This window comes from Clostridium sp. SM-530-WT-3G (assembly GCF_012843905.1).
Taxonomy (GTDB): Bacteria; Bacillota; Clostridia; order Clostridiales; family Clostridiaceae; genus Clostridium.
Genome location: NZ_JABAGC010000003.1, coordinates 76094 through 93167 on the forward strand (window position 1 = coordinate 76094; position 17074 = coordinate 93167).

The following is a 17074-nucleotide window of genomic DNA, read 5'->3' on the forward strand; positions in this document are numbered from 1 at the left end:
TAATAAGGTATGTTAAAAGTGGATAATGTAAGATTATCCACTTTTAATTTTGAAAAATATAATTAAATACCCATTTATTTATGTATAAAAATCAGCAGTATATTAAGAATAAAATTAAATATATATTTAATGTCATTATATTATAAGAAAAATCCTAACTAGAAATATAATCTAGAAGGATTATAAAATATAAATCAAAATATTATAGGAATAGGAGTGTAATAATGCTAAAAAATAAAAAAATTAAAATAACTGCATTAATATTATCATGCGTTATAGGGGGAACATTTTTTACAGGGTGTGGAAACAAACAAGAAAAACCGGTGCTTAATTTCATAAATTATGGTGAAAATATAGGTGATGGTGTACTTGAAGAGTTTGAAGAAAAGTATGGAATTCATGTAAATCAAGAAGTATATGATTCACCAGAAGAAATGTATAACAAGGTAAGTGCAGGAGCAGTGCAATATGATGTAATTGTATCTATAGATTATCTTGTTCAAAGAATGATTCAAGAAGGTAGACTAGAAAAAATAAATTTTGATAATGTACCTAATATGTCTATGATAGCAGATGATCATTTAGGAAAAACTTTTGATCCAAACAATGAATACAGTGTACCTTATATGTCAGGGACTATAGGAATATGCTACAACACAGATTATGTTGATGAGCCAATTGACAGTTGGACAGCTTTGTGGGATCCAAAGTATCAAAAGAGTGTACTTTTATTAGATGGTGTACGTGATTCATTAGGAGCAACATTGAAAATGCTTGGATATTCACTAAACACTACTAATCCAGACGAAATTAATGAAGCAAGAGATAAACTTATTGAACTTAAGCAAAATGGAAACCTTCTTGCTATAGGTTCAGATGATAATACAGATAAGATGGCTAGAGGAGAAGCAGCACTTTCTATTTTATGGTCAGGTGAAAGCTTAAACCTTGAAGCAGAACATGATAATATTAAATATGTTGTACCAAAGGAAGGGGCAAACTTCTGGATAGATTCATTATGTATTCCAAAAGGGACACAAAATAAAGAAAATGCAGAAAAGTTTATAAACTTCTTATGTGAAACAGATCCAGCGTATAAGACAGCTGATCAAATAGGATTTACAACTCCACAAAGTGAAGCAAGAGAGCTACAAGATGATAGTGTAAAGAATAATCCTAATGCATATATGACACCAGAAGTTCTAGAAAAATGTGAAAGCTATGAGTACTTAGGAGATAAGCTTAAGTTATATGAACAAGCATGGACAGACTTCAAGAACTATAAATAATCTATAAAGTTAAATAAATGAAAAAAATAAGAATTATATACGATTAATTATATAGTTCTTATTTTTTTATTTGTTATAGAAAAAATATATAATAATATTAACAAAGTTAAAAGTAAGTCATATTATAAATGAGAAGGATTTTTAAAATCTAGTTGTAAAATGTCAATATTCGAATATATAATATATCTTGAAACATATTATTAATTAGACAAAGTTTTAGAACCTTCATAAGAACACATTATTAGATGGTAGAACTAAGGAAAGGGTTGATATAATGTCAGATAGAGTTATAGATTTTAATGATATTAAGAACAAGGCTAAGGATAAAGATGTAGACAAATTTGAAGACTACATATATTCTATGTATTATAAAATGGCTGAAGGAAAAATGAATATGGCCGATTTTTCAAAGAATATAATGAGCTATATGCAGGAAAATAATATCTCTCAAGATAAACTTATTAATATACAGAAAAAGTTCTTAGAAAGATACGGATTTGATTCTTCAATGCTTGAAGAACAGTTTAAAATGTCAGGCTTCGATATGAGTAAAAGTCAGCCTTATAATGACCTTAGAAAAGCAGTAAGCTTTCAAGAAAAATATAAGAACAGACTTACAGCAAAGGCAATGTCTGAGTATTTTATAAAAAATGATAAGAATGATTTAACTATCTACTTCGAAGGTGAAAAGGTTAATTTAATAAGTGAAAAGAATATTGATTTAACTGATAATGAATTAAATGAATTTTTATGTTCTTATAAAAAGGTTATAGAAGACAAACCAATCAAAATAGTAATATGTGAAAATGCAAAGAACTATGAATATTAGAAACAACTATGAAAAAGAATAATTATTTTTCATGAGTATATTTTTAAATAAACTTAATAAGTAAAAAATAGGCCTGTATACTAGAAGGTTATAAATATCTAGTATACAGGCTTTTCATATTTTAAAATTTAAGCTAAATTTAATTATAAAAACAATGAAATTTATGATATATTCAATACATAGAAAAAATGGAAAATATATCAAAAGATTGTGTGTTAATTATATTATAAGAAAATATAAGCTTTAATAAATATTATTATGTGTTGGAGAGAAGAGAAAATGAGATTTTTAGATAAGGAAGTTATATTAAAAGACGGGATAAAATGTATTTTAAGAAGTCCTAATGAAAATGATGCAGAAAAAATGATTGAGTATTTAAGGATGACATCTGGAGAAACATATTTTATGATTAGATATCCTGAAGAAATTACTGCAACTGTAGAGGAAGAGGCTAAATTTCTTAAAAATAGTATACAAAGTGAGAAGGAACTTATGATAGCAGCATTTATAGATGGTGAGCTGGCTGGAAATGCAGGATTAAATTGTGTAAGAAATCGAAAAAAAGTTAAGCATAGAGCTGAATTTGGAATATCAATAAAACATAAATTTTGGAATAGAGGAATTGGGAATATTCTTATAAGCCAGATGATTGAAGAGGCTAAAGAAATGGGATATGAGCAAATTGAACTAGGAGTATATTCTGATAATAAAAAAGCTCAAGCTTTATATAAAAAATATGGATTTGAAGTATGGGGAACCATTAAAAATGCATACAAGCTTAATGATGGAATATATCGTGATGAGATAATAATGGGAAAAATGCTTTTTTAATTAAAGATGAAGTATTCTTTCTTAAAGAAAATATGAAAATAAAAACTTTATAAATTCATTTACGTAAATTAAAAAATAAAATTATAATGTAAAAATGGGAAGAGGTTATTGAAATAGTATGAATAAAAAAATTAGGCTATGTTAGCCATCTTCGTGATAGATATGACATAAAAACAACCACGCCTTAGACTTTTCAATACATTGAATTATAAGATGTGGTTGTTTTTATGACTTATTATAAATTCTTCGTGATATAGTAATATTATTAAATCTACAGATTATAATTTATCGCTAATTTAAAAATTTTCATATTCTTTAGGTATTGGAATGTTAAATTCTTTACATAATAATTTTACATCATGAATATCACTTTCTCCAAATTCATACCCTAAGTGAAATAAGACTTGATTTTTAGCATTTATACAAGAAACCATAATATTTCCTATTTTTCCAACACCATCGAATATATTTTTTTGAAAAACTTCGCCTTCATAACATATGGTTCCATCACAGTTATCTTTAAACATATGTAAATCAATAATTCGTAATTTATTATCAGACCAAATAGTATGTACTTCACTTGTATACTCCACTACAATTTCATTAAATCCTTTATTTTTAATTATTTCAATAAATTTATTATAGTTTTTTTCTTCTACAAATAAATCAATGTCATTATGCTGACGTGTTTCTTTTCCAAGTAAAGCATCTACACCCCAACCACCATCTAACCATATTTCTATATTATTATTATATGCCCAACTCAATATTTCACAAGCATCATTTATTCCAATCACTTTATCACCTCTAAAAATTTCTATTTATATATAATATTAATAATATCTTCACTTCACATTATATAACAATTGTGAACTTAATTATATTATACAAAGTATTTAATTATTTTCCAATTATAAAATGGTTTCATTAATTCTAAGTAAAGTTCCTTATTTTATATTAACTCAATGAATCTATTTCTAATAGTGGCTCTAGTTACATATGTATCCTTAGTAGCTACATTCACTAGCATATCTTTAATTCGGTCATTCTTTTTATTCTTCTTACTTAGTTGTAGAAATTTAAACCAAGCCAAATAATTATTGATATATTTTGTGGATACACCATTAAAAGTCATTAACCATCTCTTAAAGCTACTGTGAAGAGCATTTATATGCTGTAAATGATAAACACTATCTATCATTGATTTTCCCCTAGGAACTTGCTTTAACTCTATATTCAACTTATCCTTTATTACCATATATGATTTATGTGAATCTACGCAAAAAGTAGCATCTTCACATATTTTATTGTCAAAGAAGTTAATTATTTGATTTGTTGTAATTCTGCCATTACAAACAGCACCCATAAGGATATTTCCTTTTCTATCAATTGCTGTCTCTATACAAATCTGCTCTTTTGATATTCCTCTTTTCTTCTTATCATTTTTACCTTTACCTCTTTTTCTAGGGTTTCTAGGCATTACAAATGTAGTACTTTTAGAATGATTCCCTTTAAAAGACTCCTTAATAAAGCATTCATCTACTTCAACTATACCTTCAACTTTATCATTTTTTAATGATAGATTGATTACATCAAGTATCCTATGACGCATGTAAAAAGACGTTTTAACACCTACTCCGACTTCTTCAGCACATTTTCTTATAGAAAGTCCTAATATCATTAATTCACAGTATTTTAGCCATTTATCTAAGCCTAATTTTGTATTAGAAAATGGAGACATAGTAAACTCATCAAAACTTGTACGACAACGTTTACATATATATCTTTGTCTTCCGTTAGATTTCCCATTTTTATTTACATCTTTACATTGACATTTGGGGCATTCGTATCCTTTAGAAAATCTACTTTCTTTAACATTATCTCTAATTTCAGAAGAATTAAATAAAGTACTTAATACTTCTTGTGCTACTGAAATTAACTCTGTAAGTTCATTCTTTTTTAAATCTTTTATCATAGCTTTTATATCTATTTTTGACATAATATTAGGTATCCTTTCTGCAAATTAGTTGAAATATAGTTTATACCTATATTATAGCCTATTTTAGATATAATTAATCACAAAGTTAGCTAACATAGCCAAAAATTAAAATCTCAATATGTATTTTCATAAGTATATTATTAGTTGGAGGAATATTCTCTTACTATTTTTGCAATAAACCAGAAAGAATAGTAGAAAAATATATAAATAGCATGTCTAATCGTAATTGTACTGAGCTTTCTAAATGCAGAACTAAAGACTATGGTAATTTAGAAGAAGGTGGATTAGATTATATAGATTATGTTGAACTTATAGGCATAGAAGCAGTTACTGATTATAAATCTATAGAAGATGCTTATTTACATAGAATAGAAGCAAAGCCCCAATATCAACACTATCCTAAAAAAGATTTCAAACTTTTTGATGTTACTTATTATTTAAAAACCAAAGATAAGTTCACGAGTCCAATCAACAGTGATACTTATACAAAAAGTTTTCTTGTACTAAAAGAAAATGGTAAATGGAAGATTGCTAGTATTGAAGAATGTTAACATGAAAGATATTTGGTATTAAATAGAGTAAATTAGTTAAACTATCATAAACAACATGCTATAAAATAAAAACTATTAAACTAAATAAATTAGTATAATAGTTTTTATTTTTTGAATAATCTTAACACATCAACATTATGATATAACACACCCCAAATAAGTAAAAATAGGGAGGACAATATGGATATAAAAGAAAGTATTGAAGCTACCAAAAGAGGCTTTGAGGAGAGTTTCAAAGAAGGAAATTATTATAATAAACAGACTCAGGATTATAAACACTTAAATAAGATTTTGGACAAAGTTACATTAAATGATGGAATGAAGCTTTTAGATTTGGGAACAGGAAGTGGATATCTTGCTTTTGAAGCTGCTAAAAGAAATAGAAATGTATATATAATAGTTTATAGTGAAAAAGTAGAAATATAGAATTTTTAATTAAAAAAACACTTGTGTTGTAAAATTAATATTAAATTACATTATATTTTTTAAATAATTAGAATTATATTGAATATATAAAAATACAAATAGTATATAGGTTAATAATTATGAAAAAATAACATTATTGAGAATTAAGGTGAGAGAATGAGAAGACATTTTATTGATAATATAAAAAGCCTGATAATACTACTTGTAGTAATATATCATTCTATATATATTTTTAACAGTGCAGGAGTATATTCAAATATTAATGTAAAGGGCATACCACAGATGGATATGCTTTTATATTTTGTGTATCCATGGTTTATGAGTTTGATGTTTGTCCTTGCAGGAATGTGTGCAAGGTATTCACTACATAAACGTACTAAAAAAGAATTTATAAATGAGCGTATAAGAAAGCTTGTGCTACCTTCAACTCTTGGAGTATTTTTAATTAGCTGGATAAATGGATTTATAACAAGTAAGTACGTAGATGTATTTGGAGGGAATAAAGTCACAGGCATAATTAAATACTTTGTATACTGTTTTATGGGAATAGGGCCATTATGGTTTTTGCATGAATTATTTTTAGCAGTAACTATCTTATTAATAATACGTTATTTTGATAAAAATGATAATATTTATAGATATTGTTCACAGCTTCATATAATAGTTATATTATTACTGTTTTTTATAGTGTGGGGAAGTTCATTTTTATTTAACATGCCTTTAATTACTGTGTATAGGAATGGTATATATATACTTATGTTTTTATTAGGATACTATATATTTTCAAATAATAATATTCAGAAAAAGCTTGCTAAAAATTATGTTCCAATAATCGTAATTGCTGTTGTGATGGGAATTATTTATGTATGGTATTATTATGGGACAAACTATACAAGTGAAAAAAATCTTACAAGTTTTTATACAAACTTATATTTATGGTTGATGATACTTGGAATTACTGGATTTGGAACTGTTTACTTAGAATTTGATAATAAATTAATGACTTTTTTAAAGAAGAGGAGCTTTGGTTTATATATCTTACATTATCCTGTGATGCTATGTAGTGCATATATTCTAACAACATATTTTAATATGCCTATGGTTTATGTTTATATTTTAGTATTTCTTAGTACAATTATTGTAACACTTATCTGTTATGAGGTTCTAAAACGTATTCCAGGTGTAAGGCTCATTTTGTTTGGGATAAAAAAGTTAAAATAGTATAAATTAAATATTAAAATTATTCCTTTATAGTATCCTGTTTTTTAGGATGCTGTAGGGGAAATTTTATATATGCAATAAAATAAACTTCTTAAGAATATTATAAAAATAAGGAGGCTGGAGATAAAAATGAGCAGTGCATATGATAATTATTTTGATAATGTAAATAAATATAGTTTATCGATTGAAAAGCTTGATGTATTTATAAAAAGAATAAGTTACTTAAGGCTTATAACTTTTTTTGTGGGTTTTGGAACTTCAGCTTATACTTTATTTTTTGTAAAAGCTTATGGTATAAGTTGTATTGAATTTTTATTAACATTATGTGTTTTTATTTACCTTGTTTTTAAGCATGAAGATGAGATTAGAGTAAGGCAATATTTATGTGCATTAAAGAAAGTTAATGAGAATGGATTAAAAAGACTTAATGGAGAGTGGAAAAACTTTATAGATAATGGAGAAGAATTTAATGATATAAATCATAAATATAGCAATGATTTAGATATATTAGGTCAAAATTCTCTTTATCAGTATATGAACAGTACAACTACTTTTATAGGGAGAAATATTTTAAAGGATAAGTTATTAAATCCCTTAAAGACATATGCAGATATAAAGAAGAGACAGAAGTCAGTAAAAGAACTGTCAGAAAAGTTAACATGGCGACAGGAGTTTGAGGCAAAGGGGATGATTTCAGAGCAGAAAAATGTTGATCCTAAAGATTTATTTTTGTGGGGAAACAACAAGAGTGAATTATATACTAATAAGTATCTTATCTTTTTTGTGAATCTGATTCCAATAATAACAATATCTTTATATTTTCTAAGTTACTTTATTTCAATTATAAGCATATATGTTCCACTTATTATGACACTATTTCAGCTTATTATTCTATTTATAGGAGCAAAGGAAAGAAGAGAAGCTTTTTGTAGTATATATAAATATAAAGAAAGCATTAATGTATATGCTGAAATGCTAGAGCATATTGAGAATATTGAATTTGAAAGTAAATACTTAAATGAGTTAAAAGCTAGGCTCATAAATAACGAAAATTATAATGCAGTGACAGCCATAAATAAGTTATCTAAAATATATGATAAGATGAGCGATAGGAATAACACATTTTTCATAATAATTAATATATTACTTCTTTGGGATTATCGCTGCATGATTGAATTTGAAAAATGGAAAAGTATAAATAGAAGAAGCTTAAAGAAATGGATTGATACAATTGGTGAGTTTGAAGCACTAAGCAGTATAGCTAATATAGTTTACGAGAATCCTGACTGGGTGATGCCTGTAATATCTCATAAGAAAAATGTAGTTATAGCAGAAAAAATAGGTCATCCTCTTTTGAATAAAAGAGTATGCAATGATATAAGTATAAATAATAGGAAGAGAATACTTATCATAACTGGTTCAAATATGTCTGGTAAAAGTACTTTTTTAAGAACCATAGGGGTGAATCTGATATTAAGTTATATAGGATGTTCAGTATGTGCAAAAAAATTTGAATGTTCTATTATGGATATTTATACATGTATGAAAATAAGTGATAATTTAGAAAAAAATATTTCTTCATTTTATGCTGAAATTTTACGTGTTAAAATGATAACAGATAGTATTAAAAATGATGATAATATATTTGTATTATTAGATGAACTATTTAAAGGAACAAATTCGAAAGATAGACATGATGGAGCAGAAGCACTTATAAGACAGCTGGGAAGTAAAGGAGCATGTGGATTAATTTCAACTCATGATTTAGAACTAGGTAATTTAGAGTATGAATATGATAAGGTGAAAAATTATCATTTTAAGGAATATTATAAGGATGATAAATTAAAATTTGATTATAAAATAAGAGAAGGAGTATCAACTACATCCAATGCTATGTATTTAATTAAGATGGTAGGAATAGAAGTATAATAAAAAACTATTGCAGTATTATAAAAAGCTGCAATAGTTTTTTTTATTATCATTTTAAAAAGAATTATTAAAAAACTATAGTGGTGAATTAGAAACTATAAACGTGAATAATCCCTTTGATATAGCAATAATATCATCACTTGAAATACCACTTAAATCATGACCAGAATTATTTAAAACAATAAATTCTGCATTTGAATTTGCATCTTGGCACTTTTCATAAAGCTTTTCTGCACTTTCAAATGGAACAATTTTATCAGACTTACTATGAATGATAAGAGTATCTGGATCATCCTGGCTTACATAATTTATAGGATTAAATCTATTTATAACAGATTCTCTGTTTCTAATTGAAGAAAATACTTTGTTTAAATCAAAATTTAAATTAGTTGTATTAAGAAGGCTTAAATCTGTAGGGCCTGCAAAATCAACAAGATATTTAACTTTTGAAGGATATGAACTTAAAGAAGTATCATCAGTAAAGTCATCATTTGGGCTGTAAGCAGCCATAAGTGACAAGTGAGCACCAGAAGAAAAACCAATCATGCCTATTTCATTAGTATCAAAATTATAAGTATCTGCATTCTTGTAAATCCATCTTATAGTATCCTTAACATCACAGACTTGTTTGTTGAAATCTTCTTTATTTCTCATAAGTTCATAAGATGTACTTATAATTGTATATCCCTGCTCTCTGAAAGTATCTAAAACAGGTGTTAATACTTCAGGAAGAGATTTATCTCCATATACCCAGCTTCCACCATGTACATATAATATTACAGGAGATTTTTTATATACATTCTTAAGTGGACTGTATATATCAAGAGTTAGCTTCACTCCATTAGTATCTTTATAAACAATATCTTTGTAATTCATTGAATTTGAAATTGATGTAATATCAACATTTTTAGAATTTGGTATCTCATCTTTTAAGTATAAGTATTTTTGAGCAATTCCATAACTTAAAAGTATACGTTTATGAAAAATTGCACCTACAGCAATAACAGCAACAAGTATAAGGATTATTAGACGTTTAAAAAACTTCTTCACAAATATCGCCCCCTCTTAAGTAAATTTAAAATTGTATCTATAATATTTTGTGAATATAAAGTCTATATAAATACATATATAACACTAATTTATTATAGCATGTAAGACTTAATTCTTTGGAAAATTAAGAAATTTGTAATTATAAAGTAAAAATAAGTGAGAGTCCAAATCTATGATTTGGTTCCTCGAACTTAAGTGATACACCAAAATTTACTTTTGGGTAGTAGAACTTACTCTGTGAGTACTCAGCGAATGTATATGAGTCGAGTTTCCTTATAAATCATTAATATTTTATTTTTATAATTAATATTAATATATATAGAGCAATTCTTTGAAAGGAGACGCAATGGAAAATCCTTTTGATATACTTGTTTATCTAGATGATACATTAGTTAAAAATCTGGCATCCTTAGTTCTTACAGGATACATAGAAACAATTACACTAACAAAAGCAGTGGATAGAGCTATAGAAGCTGGTATGAAAGAAGGAGACAAAATTGAAAGCACCAATCAAGGAAGTCTCACAAGAATAGAAAGGGAAGGTTTCAAAGACAGAAATCAATTTGATTCTAATAATAATCTAGAGCACCATCATTATGATAAAAATGTGGGAGCAAGAAGATTTGTTCATGAAGAGCAGAAAATACAGACTACTTTTACCACCTTTGTTTTAAATGGAAACTTAATGAATTATTTTAATGAGCATAATGAACTTCATCGTAAAGAAGTTGATGATATAGAAAATGATAATGTAGAGGTTGGAGATTTAATAGAACTGGAAGGAACGATTACAAGCTCTGGAGTATTAAGTTTTGTAGAGACATTAATGAATCTTATAGAGATTTTTGGATGTGATTATTTAAATGAGCTTACAAAGGACTGTAATGGCAAGATGAAATTTGAAATGATTCAAAAAATGCTTACTTATCTAAAGTCAGTTTTAAACTGTAATAATACACAGGATTTAATTATGAAAGTAGGTAATGGAAGAGCGGTACTTACGATAAACAAAAATTACTTTATGAATAATACATGTAATGTGTTTGATAAGATAAACTGTCACTGCAAAGTAATTGGAAAAGTGATTAAGACATGTAAAGAAGAAGAGGATGATATAAGCCTTTTAAGGAAGACTGGTCAGGAAAAATTTTATGAAAACTGTTTTGAAATGTGTAAGCCTTTATTAGAATGCTTGAAGAAGAATGGGATAATGATTCCTGAATGTCCTGATTTAAGAATTAATAAATCAGGAATTCAGATTATGCCACTAAATATTTATATGTAAAGGGTCAAAGATATTTGATAAAATATTTAAATTTTATTTTATGGTGAATTTAGGATATTTAAATGGGTTAATTAAATTTTTTATATTAATAATTAAAGAAAATGGTAGGGATAAATCTAGAAGATAATTTTTTTGCGATATAAAGATTAATTTGTAAAAAACTTCTTTATGTATTCTAAAGAAAAACACTTGTTTATGATATGGACACATGATAATATAGATTACAGGTAGAATATGTTCATATATACTTTATTTTGTCGATATGTATATATAATTTTGTATCTAATATAAATTTGAGGTGAGTTAAATGAAGTTTAGAAGTACTAGGGGCTTAGAAAAAAGTATAGCTTCAGCCAACGCAATCATTAATGGAATTTCAAAGGACGGAGGGCTATACGTTCCAGATGAATTTCCTAAAATATATGATGACTTAAAGACAAACACTTCTATAAAATATGAAGAGTTGGCTTTTAAAGTTATCAATAAATATTTTACTGATATTGATGATGCAGAATTAATGGGGGCTATAAATGATGCATATAAAGGCAGATTCAATGTAAAAGTAAGAAACAACTTTTTAGAATTATATCATGGACCAACATGTGCGTTTAAAGATGCAGCATTGTTGTTTTTACCACAAATAATGAAAAGAGCTAAAAAGATTAAAGGAATAAAAGAAGATATTACAATACTTACTGCTACATCAGGGGATACTGGAAAAGCTGCACTTGAAGGATTTGCAGGTGTTGATGAATTTAAAGTAGTTGTGTATTATCCAAAGAATGGTGTAAGTCCTATTCAGGAAAAACAAATGGTCAGTCAGAAGGGGAACAATGTAAAAGTCATTGGAATAAGGGGAAATTTCGATGATGCACAGACAGGGGTTAAGGAAATCTTTGGGGATACTGATTTCAGAGCTGGATTAAAGGATAAGGGCTATATCCTATCATCTGCAAACTCAATTAACATTGGAAGACTTGTACCTCAAATTGTTTATTATTTCTATGGATATTTTAATTTGGTAAATCAAGGAGAAGTAAAATTAGATGATCCTATTAATGTTGTTGTACCAACAGGAAACTTTGGAAATATATTAGCAGGATATTATGCTAAACAGATGGGACTTCCTATAGATAAATTCATATGTGCATCAAATGAGAATAAAGTATTAACTGATTTCTTTGAAACTGGTGTATATGATAAGAAGAGAGAACTTATTCTTACAGAATCTCCATCTATGGATATTTTGGTTTCATCAAATTTAGAAAGACTTTTATATGAAGCGTGTGGAAGAAATTCAGAAAAAGTAGCACAGCTTATGGATGAATTAAAGAATGATGGAGTATATAAAGTTGATGACAAAATGAGAGAGTTTACTAAGGAATTCTATGGAAATTACGCAACAACTGAAGAAGTGTACGAATCAATAAAAGAAGTATACGAAAAAGATAAGTATGTTATGGACACACATACAGCTGTAGCATATACAGTTAAAAAGAAATATGTAGATGAAACCAAAGATGATAAACCAGCTTTAATAGTATCAACAGCAAGTCCATTTAAATTCCCAAGAAGTATATGTAATGCACTTAATATTGATGTAGAAGGTGTGGACGATTTTGAAGTATTAAATAAATTGTCAGAAGCAACTGGTGAAGTGATTCCAGCTAATTTAGCTTCATTAGAGAAAGCAGAAGTTTTACATGATGAAGTATGGGATAAGACTGAAATGAAACAAGCACTAGTATCTTTTTTAGATAAATAATTTTTTAAGAAGGTATTAGAAATGATAAAGGTTAGAGTACCAGCTACATCAGCAAATATGGGACCTGGATTTGATTCATTAGGTATTGGGCTTACATTATATAATGAATTTGAGTTCAGGGAATTAGATGAAGGTTTAAGATTTAAGGGGATAAATCAAGAATTTTGCAATGAAGAAAATATAATTTATAAAGCAATGAAATTATGCTTTGACAAAGCGGGTTATAAAATCAAAGGATTAGAAATAAGTGAAGTAAAACAAGATGTACCAATATCAAGAGGTCTTGGAAGCAGCTCCACATGTATAGTTGGGGGACTTATGGGAGCTAACGAGATTCTTGGTGGAAGATTTTCTAAAGATGAATTATTAGATATGGCAGTAGAAATAGAAGGACATCCTGATAATGTTGCACCAGCTATTTTAGGGGGCATGATAGTTGCTGTAATGGAGGATAAGAAAACATACTACGACAAGATTAATGTTTCTAAAGGATTAAAATTTGTTTCTATAGTGCCTGATTTTAGACTATCTACTGAAAAAGCAAGATCTGTAGTGCCAAAAGCTATAAGTATGAAAGATGGGGTTTATAATGTTTCTAGGGCTGCACTTATGGTTGCAAGCTTTGTAAGTGGAAAGCATGAATTAGTAAAGTATGCATGTAAAGATGCCTTTCATCAAAATTACAGAAGTAAGTTGATTCCTGGTTTTGAAAAGGTGTATAATAAAAGCTATGAATTAGGTGCATATGGATGCTACCTTAGTGGGGCAGGCCCTACAATCATGGCGATTATCGACGAAAATGATATGCGCTTTAGCAATAAGCTTAAAGAATTTTTAAATTTAGAAAACTTAAAATGGGACGTATTGGAATTATCTTTGGATAGTGAAGGGGCAACCATAGTAAAGGGTGATAACTAATGAGTGGGAATTACTTAGTTATAGATAAGAGGGTTTTACCTGATGTTTATGAAAAAGTTCTTTTTGCTAAGAAACTATTAAAAGATGGAAAAGTTAAAGAAATAACAGAAGCTGTAAAACAGGCTGGAATAAGTAGAAGTGTTTATTATAAGTATAAGGACCATGTATTTGACTTTTCAGAAACTTCAGAAGGAAGAAAAGTTACATATAATATGATTTTAAAAAATGAAAAGGGTGTTTTATCTAACATTAGTAATTACATTGCTAGTGTAGGAGGAGATATTCTTACAATAAATCAAGGTATTCCTCTAAATGGATATGCCAACCTTAGCATAACTATAGACCTATCTACTGTAGATGGAGATTTAAAGACACTTACTGATGGACTCACAAATCTAAATAATATAGAAAAAGTTGAATTTATCGGAATGGAATAGCAGGAGAAATCCTGCTGTTTTTTTGTCTAAAATATAATTATGAGCCAATGGAGAGCTAAAAGTTAACAATAGTTAATTGTGGATAATGCTAAAAGATAATTAGATATAAGTGATTAAAAAAGCATTATAAGAAACAAGTAAAATCTAGATAGAAATATATGGAAAAAAATTACTTTTTGTATTATACTTAATAGAGTGGGTTATTCGTTATTTTATTTTTTCTTGTAGGTTTAAATTAGAATTGGAATTAGCATGATAATATTTAGAATAATTTATGTTCTGGAATAATACTAAAACTATTTAGGCTAATTTCATTTAAATAACGGTATATGAATTCAAAATAAAGTCAGAATAAAAATTTAAATTTTAGTTCTATTTATAAAGTTTTATAACATATACTAGTTTAGAGTATGGGTTTTCACATTAATTATTAATCGTATTCAAGTATACATAATTATTAATATTTTAGTGATAAACATAGTAAAGAGTTTGTTTTGTATATGTTTAACAGGCTTATTATCTAAATATAAAATCAAGCAGAATAATTATGGGATAATCAAAAAATAAATTTTTAAATTATTTATGGAAAAGGGGAGAAATACATTTATGGGGAAAAAATTAATTATGGTCGTTAATGAAAGTGGGTACAGGAATTTTAGTGAAAATGATAACTTCTGCATGGCTGGAATCGTATTTGATGAAGAAAATCTTTATGGAAGTGAATATATAAAAGAAGAATTAGAGAAAAAACTTAACATATTTAAGAAAGTATATAGTAAAGATGAAAGTGATGAAAGATATAAATCTTATTCATCAAGAAAAAGAATTATTAATAATTTAGTAGATTCATTACCTATGTTTTTAGATAAGTTAAAGTTTAATATAATTTTAAGCAGTATAAGAACTTCATCTGGAAAAACAAAGGAATCATATGATAGGGTGGCAAAAAATCTTCTTACAAAATTTAATGTCTATATATCTAAGAGAAATATGACAAGTGGAGGAATTATCTCAGAAGATACAAGGGATATAACAGAATGGGATTTAAAACAACAGTTTTTTGATATATACAGTGAAAGAAATCATAATTTAGGTTCAGATGGTTCTAAGATTAACAGCTTTATTGTAGCAGGCAGAAATAATGAAGTATATAAGTTTAATTTTGATGTATATCATCTTTTAGATAACATAATAAAATTAATGTGTCAGAACATGAGTAGTGCAGAAGAGGAAGTTAAGAAATTAATAAGTGATGAAAAATTAAGGGCAGTTTCAGAAGTTATAAAGAATAAGGTTATTAATGAAGCAGCATTAGATATGGCAGATGAAATAATTAATGATAAGAACACAATATTAAAGAGATTAAATGAAGAAATTGCTAAATTAAAACAAGAATTATCAGATCGAAATGAAAAAATAAATGACAGTAAAAAACAGATAAATGAGCTTACTAATGAGATTGGATTTCTTAAGGGAAAGCTTGAAGAGGAAAAGAGTAGTGAAGGCAGTAAAATAGTATTTAGAGCATTGAGTGAATAAGATATTGAAAAATCATGCTTTAAATTTATTTAGTATGTTTTAATACAGTGTAATTAAGGGAAAATACTTTATGGTATAGAAAGAAGTATTTTCTCTTTTATTTATTTTAGATGAATATGATTGAAAGGATTATACATTATCATGTTATAATAAGTATGGAGAGGAGAGTGTCAGCGTATGGAAAACACTTTTGACATTGATAAATTTTCAGCAGCATATCCTAGCATAGAAGAAAATATTAAAAAACATAATATAGATATACAAGATTTAAAAGATATATATGATGATTATATTAAATGCAGAACATCATATGAAAATCAAGCTAATTTTATAGCCAATATATTAAGATCCCAAAAGTCTGTTCATTCTGTAAAATCTAGAATAAAAGCTCCAGAAAGGCTTGTTGAAAAGATTATCAGAAAGACTCAAGATAGAAAAAATAAGTATGGTGAAGATTTTAAATTTACTACATGTAATTATAAAGATGAAATAAACGATTTAATTGGAATAAGAGTTATACATATATTTAAAGAGCAGTGGAGAGAGATACATGAATTTATAATAAATACATGGAATGTTATAGAAATAACTGCAAACGTAAGAGAAGGGGATAATACTAAAGATTTTGAAGAACTTAATATAGAAGTACGTTCAAGAGCTTCTGGATATCGTTCTGTCCATTATCTTGTGGAATTTTATCCTACAAATAAAAAGGTTATTGCAGAAATACAGGTAAGAACCATATTTGAAGAGGGATATGGTGAAATAGACCATAGATTAAGATATTCCCATGAAGAAATACCAGAAATACTTCAATCTAATCTTTTACTTTTTAACAGGATTGTAGGAAGTGCAGATGAAATGGCTTCTCTTATAAATATACTTAGTAAAGAGTGGACTGAAAAAGAAAGTTCGTATAAAAATATAATATTAAAACAGCAGAAAGAAATAGAAAGACTGAAAGATAAATTAAAGCAGTGATGATTTAAAATTCATCACTGCTTT

16 protein-coding genes are annotated in these 17074 nt (G+C 27.1%); 13 read left to right on the forward strand and 3 right to left on the reverse strand.

Going from position 1 to position 17074, the window contains the following annotated elements; all coding sequences use genetic code 11:
* Positions 1-224: 224 nt before the first annotated feature.
* From HF850_RS02170 to HF850_RS02180, 3 genes are all read left to right on the forward strand, one after another.
* On the forward strand, positions 225-1289 hold the full coding sequence (locus HF850_RS02170) for a spermidine/putrescine ABC transporter substrate-binding protein (protein WP_169103845.1): 1065 nt from the start codon (positions 225-227) through the stop codon (positions 1287-1289).
* A gap of 274 nt (positions 1290-1563) precedes the next feature.
* Positions 1564-2118: a DUF3867 domain-containing protein gene (locus HF850_RS02175; RefSeq protein ID WP_169103846.1), complete on the forward strand. Its 555-nt coding sequence runs from the start codon at positions 1564-1566 to the stop codon at positions 2116-2118.
* A 279-nt stretch (positions 2119-2397) separates the two neighbouring features.
* Positions 2398-2949, forward strand: coding sequence for a GNAT family N-acetyltransferase (locus tag HF850_RS02180; RefSeq protein ID WP_169103847.1), 552 nt, complete (start codon positions 2398-2400; stop codon positions 2947-2949).
* A gap of 296 nt (positions 2950-3245) precedes the next feature.
* Here HF850_RS02180 and lnu(P) read toward each other — a convergent pair whose 3' ends face one another.
* A complete protein-coding gene (gene lnu(P), locus HF850_RS02185) occupies positions 3246-3746 on the reverse strand; it encodes a lincosamide nucleotidyltransferase Lnu(P) (RefSeq protein ID WP_022071788.1) in 501 nt (166 codons plus the stop codon).
* A gap of 155 nt (positions 3747-3901) precedes the next feature.
* Positions 3902-4948, reverse strand: a complete 1047-nt coding sequence (locus HF850_RS02190; protein WP_169103848.1) for an IS1595-like element ISCpe8 family transposase — start codon at positions 4946-4948, stop codon at positions 3902-3904.
* A 188-nt stretch (positions 4949-5136) separates the two neighbouring features.
* Between HF850_RS02190 and HF850_RS02195 the strand changes: the two genes are divergently transcribed.
* The 4 genes from HF850_RS02195 to HF850_RS02210 all read left to right on the forward strand — a co-directional run bounded on the left by HF850_RS02195 (position 5137) and on the right by HF850_RS02210 (position 9075).
* Positions 5137-5499 carry a DUF4829 domain-containing protein gene (locus HF850_RS02195; RefSeq protein ID WP_347564383.1) on the forward strand — a complete coding sequence of 121 codons (363 nt, stop codon included), beginning with the start codon at positions 5137-5139 and terminating at the stop codon, positions 5497-5499.
* 180 nt (positions 5500-5679) lie between these two features.
* On the forward strand, positions 5680-5925 hold the full coding sequence (locus tag HF850_RS02200; RefSeq protein ID WP_169103850.1) for a class I SAM-dependent methyltransferase: 246 nt from the start codon (positions 5680-5682) through the stop codon (positions 5923-5925).
* 156 nt (positions 5926-6081) lie between these two features.
* Positions 6082-7146: an acyltransferase gene (locus HF850_RS02205; protein ID WP_169103851.1), complete on the forward strand. Its 1065-nt coding sequence runs from the start codon at positions 6082-6084 to the stop codon at positions 7144-7146.
* 129 nt (positions 7147-7275) lie between these two features.
* Positions 7276-9075, forward strand: a complete 1800-nt coding sequence (locus tag HF850_RS02210; RefSeq protein ID WP_169103852.1) for a MutS family DNA mismatch repair protein — start codon at positions 7276-7278, stop codon at positions 9073-9075.
* A gap of 75 nt (positions 9076-9150) precedes the next feature.
* Here HF850_RS02210 and HF850_RS02215 read toward each other — a convergent pair whose 3' ends face one another.
* Positions 9151-10125, reverse strand: a complete 975-nt coding sequence (locus tag HF850_RS02215; protein ID WP_169103853.1) for an alpha/beta hydrolase — start codon at positions 10123-10125, stop codon at positions 9151-9153.
* Between the two features lie 331 nt (positions 10126-10456).
* Between HF850_RS02215 and HF850_RS02220 the strand changes: the two genes are divergently transcribed.
* The 6 genes from HF850_RS02220 (at position 10457) to HF850_RS02245 (ending at position 17050) form a co-directional block, all read left to right on the forward strand.
* Positions 10457-11410: a hypothetical protein gene (locus HF850_RS02220; protein WP_243159365.1), complete on the forward strand. Its 954-nt coding sequence runs from the start codon at positions 10457-10459 to the stop codon at positions 11408-11410.
* 307 nt (positions 11411-11717) lie between these two features.
* Positions 11718-13175, forward strand: coding sequence for a threonine synthase (gene thrC, locus HF850_RS02225; RefSeq protein ID WP_169103854.1), 1458 nt, complete (start codon positions 11718-11720; stop codon positions 13173-13175).
* A 21-nt stretch (positions 13176-13196) separates the two neighbouring features.
* Entirely contained in the window at positions 13197-14093 is an 897-nt protein-coding gene (thrB, locus tag HF850_RS02230; protein ID WP_169103855.1) for a homoserine kinase, read from the forward strand.
* Complete coding sequence (locus HF850_RS02235) at positions 14093-14530, forward strand: ACT domain-containing protein (protein ID WP_169103856.1); 438 nt, start codon at positions 14093-14095, stop codon at positions 14528-14530. The genes thrB and HF850_RS02235 overlap by 1 nt, the downstream gene beginning before the upstream one ends.
* 606 nt (positions 14531-15136) lie before the next feature.
* On the forward strand, positions 15137-16069 hold the full coding sequence (locus HF850_RS02240; protein WP_169103857.1) for a hypothetical protein: 933 nt from the start codon (positions 15137-15139) through the stop codon (positions 16067-16069).
* Positions 16070-16246: 177 nt separating this feature from the next.
* Positions 16247-17050, forward strand: coding sequence for a RelA/SpoT domain-containing protein (locus HF850_RS02245; protein WP_169103858.1), 804 nt, complete (start codon positions 16247-16249; stop codon positions 17048-17050).
* Positions 17051-17074: the final 24 nt, after the last annotated feature.

Bases quoted from the DNA above. Each gene is read 5' to 3' on its own strand.
- HF850_RS02170 (WP_169103845.1), top strand. From the start codon at position 225: ATGCTAAAAAATAAAAAAATTAAAATAACTGCATTAATATTATCATGC.
- HF850_RS02175 (WP_169103846.1), top strand. From the start codon at position 1,564: ATGTCAGATAGAGTTATAGATTTTAATGATATTAAGAACAAGGCTAAG.
- HF850_RS02180 (WP_169103847.1), top strand. From the start codon at position 2,398: ATGAGATTTTTAGATAAGGAAGTTATATTAAAAGACGGGATAAAATGT.
- HF850_RS02190 (WP_169103848.1), bottom strand. From the start codon at position 4,948: ATGTCAAAAATAGATATAAAAGCTATGATAAAAGATTTAAAAAAGAAT.
- HF850_RS02200 (WP_169103850.1), top strand. From the start codon at position 5,680: ATGGATATAAAAGAAAGTATTGAAGCTACCAAAAGAGGCTTTGAGGAG.
- HF850_RS02205 (WP_169103851.1), top strand. From the start codon at position 6,082: ATGAGAAGACATTTTATTGATAATATAAAAAGCCTGATAATACTACTT.
- HF850_RS02210 (WP_169103852.1), top strand. From the start codon at position 7,276: ATGAGCAGTGCATATGATAATTATTTTGATAATGTAAATAAATATAGT.
- thrC (WP_169103854.1), top strand. From the start codon at position 11,718: ATGAAGTTTAGAAGTACTAGGGGCTTAGAAAAAAGTATAGCTTCAGCC.
- thrB (WP_169103855.1), top strand. From the start codon at position 13,197: ATGATAAAGGTTAGAGTACCAGCTACATCAGCAAATATGGGACCTGGA.
- HF850_RS02235 (WP_169103856.1), top strand. From the start codon at position 14,093: ATGAGTGGGAATTACTTAGTTATAGATAAGAGGGTTTTACCTGATGTT.
- HF850_RS02240 (WP_169103857.1), top strand. From the start codon at position 15,137: ATGGGGAAAAAATTAATTATGGTCGTTAATGAAAGTGGGTACAGGAAT.
- HF850_RS02245 (WP_169103858.1), top strand. From the start codon at position 16,247: ATGGAAAACACTTTTGACATTGATAAATTTTCAGCAGCATATCCTAGC.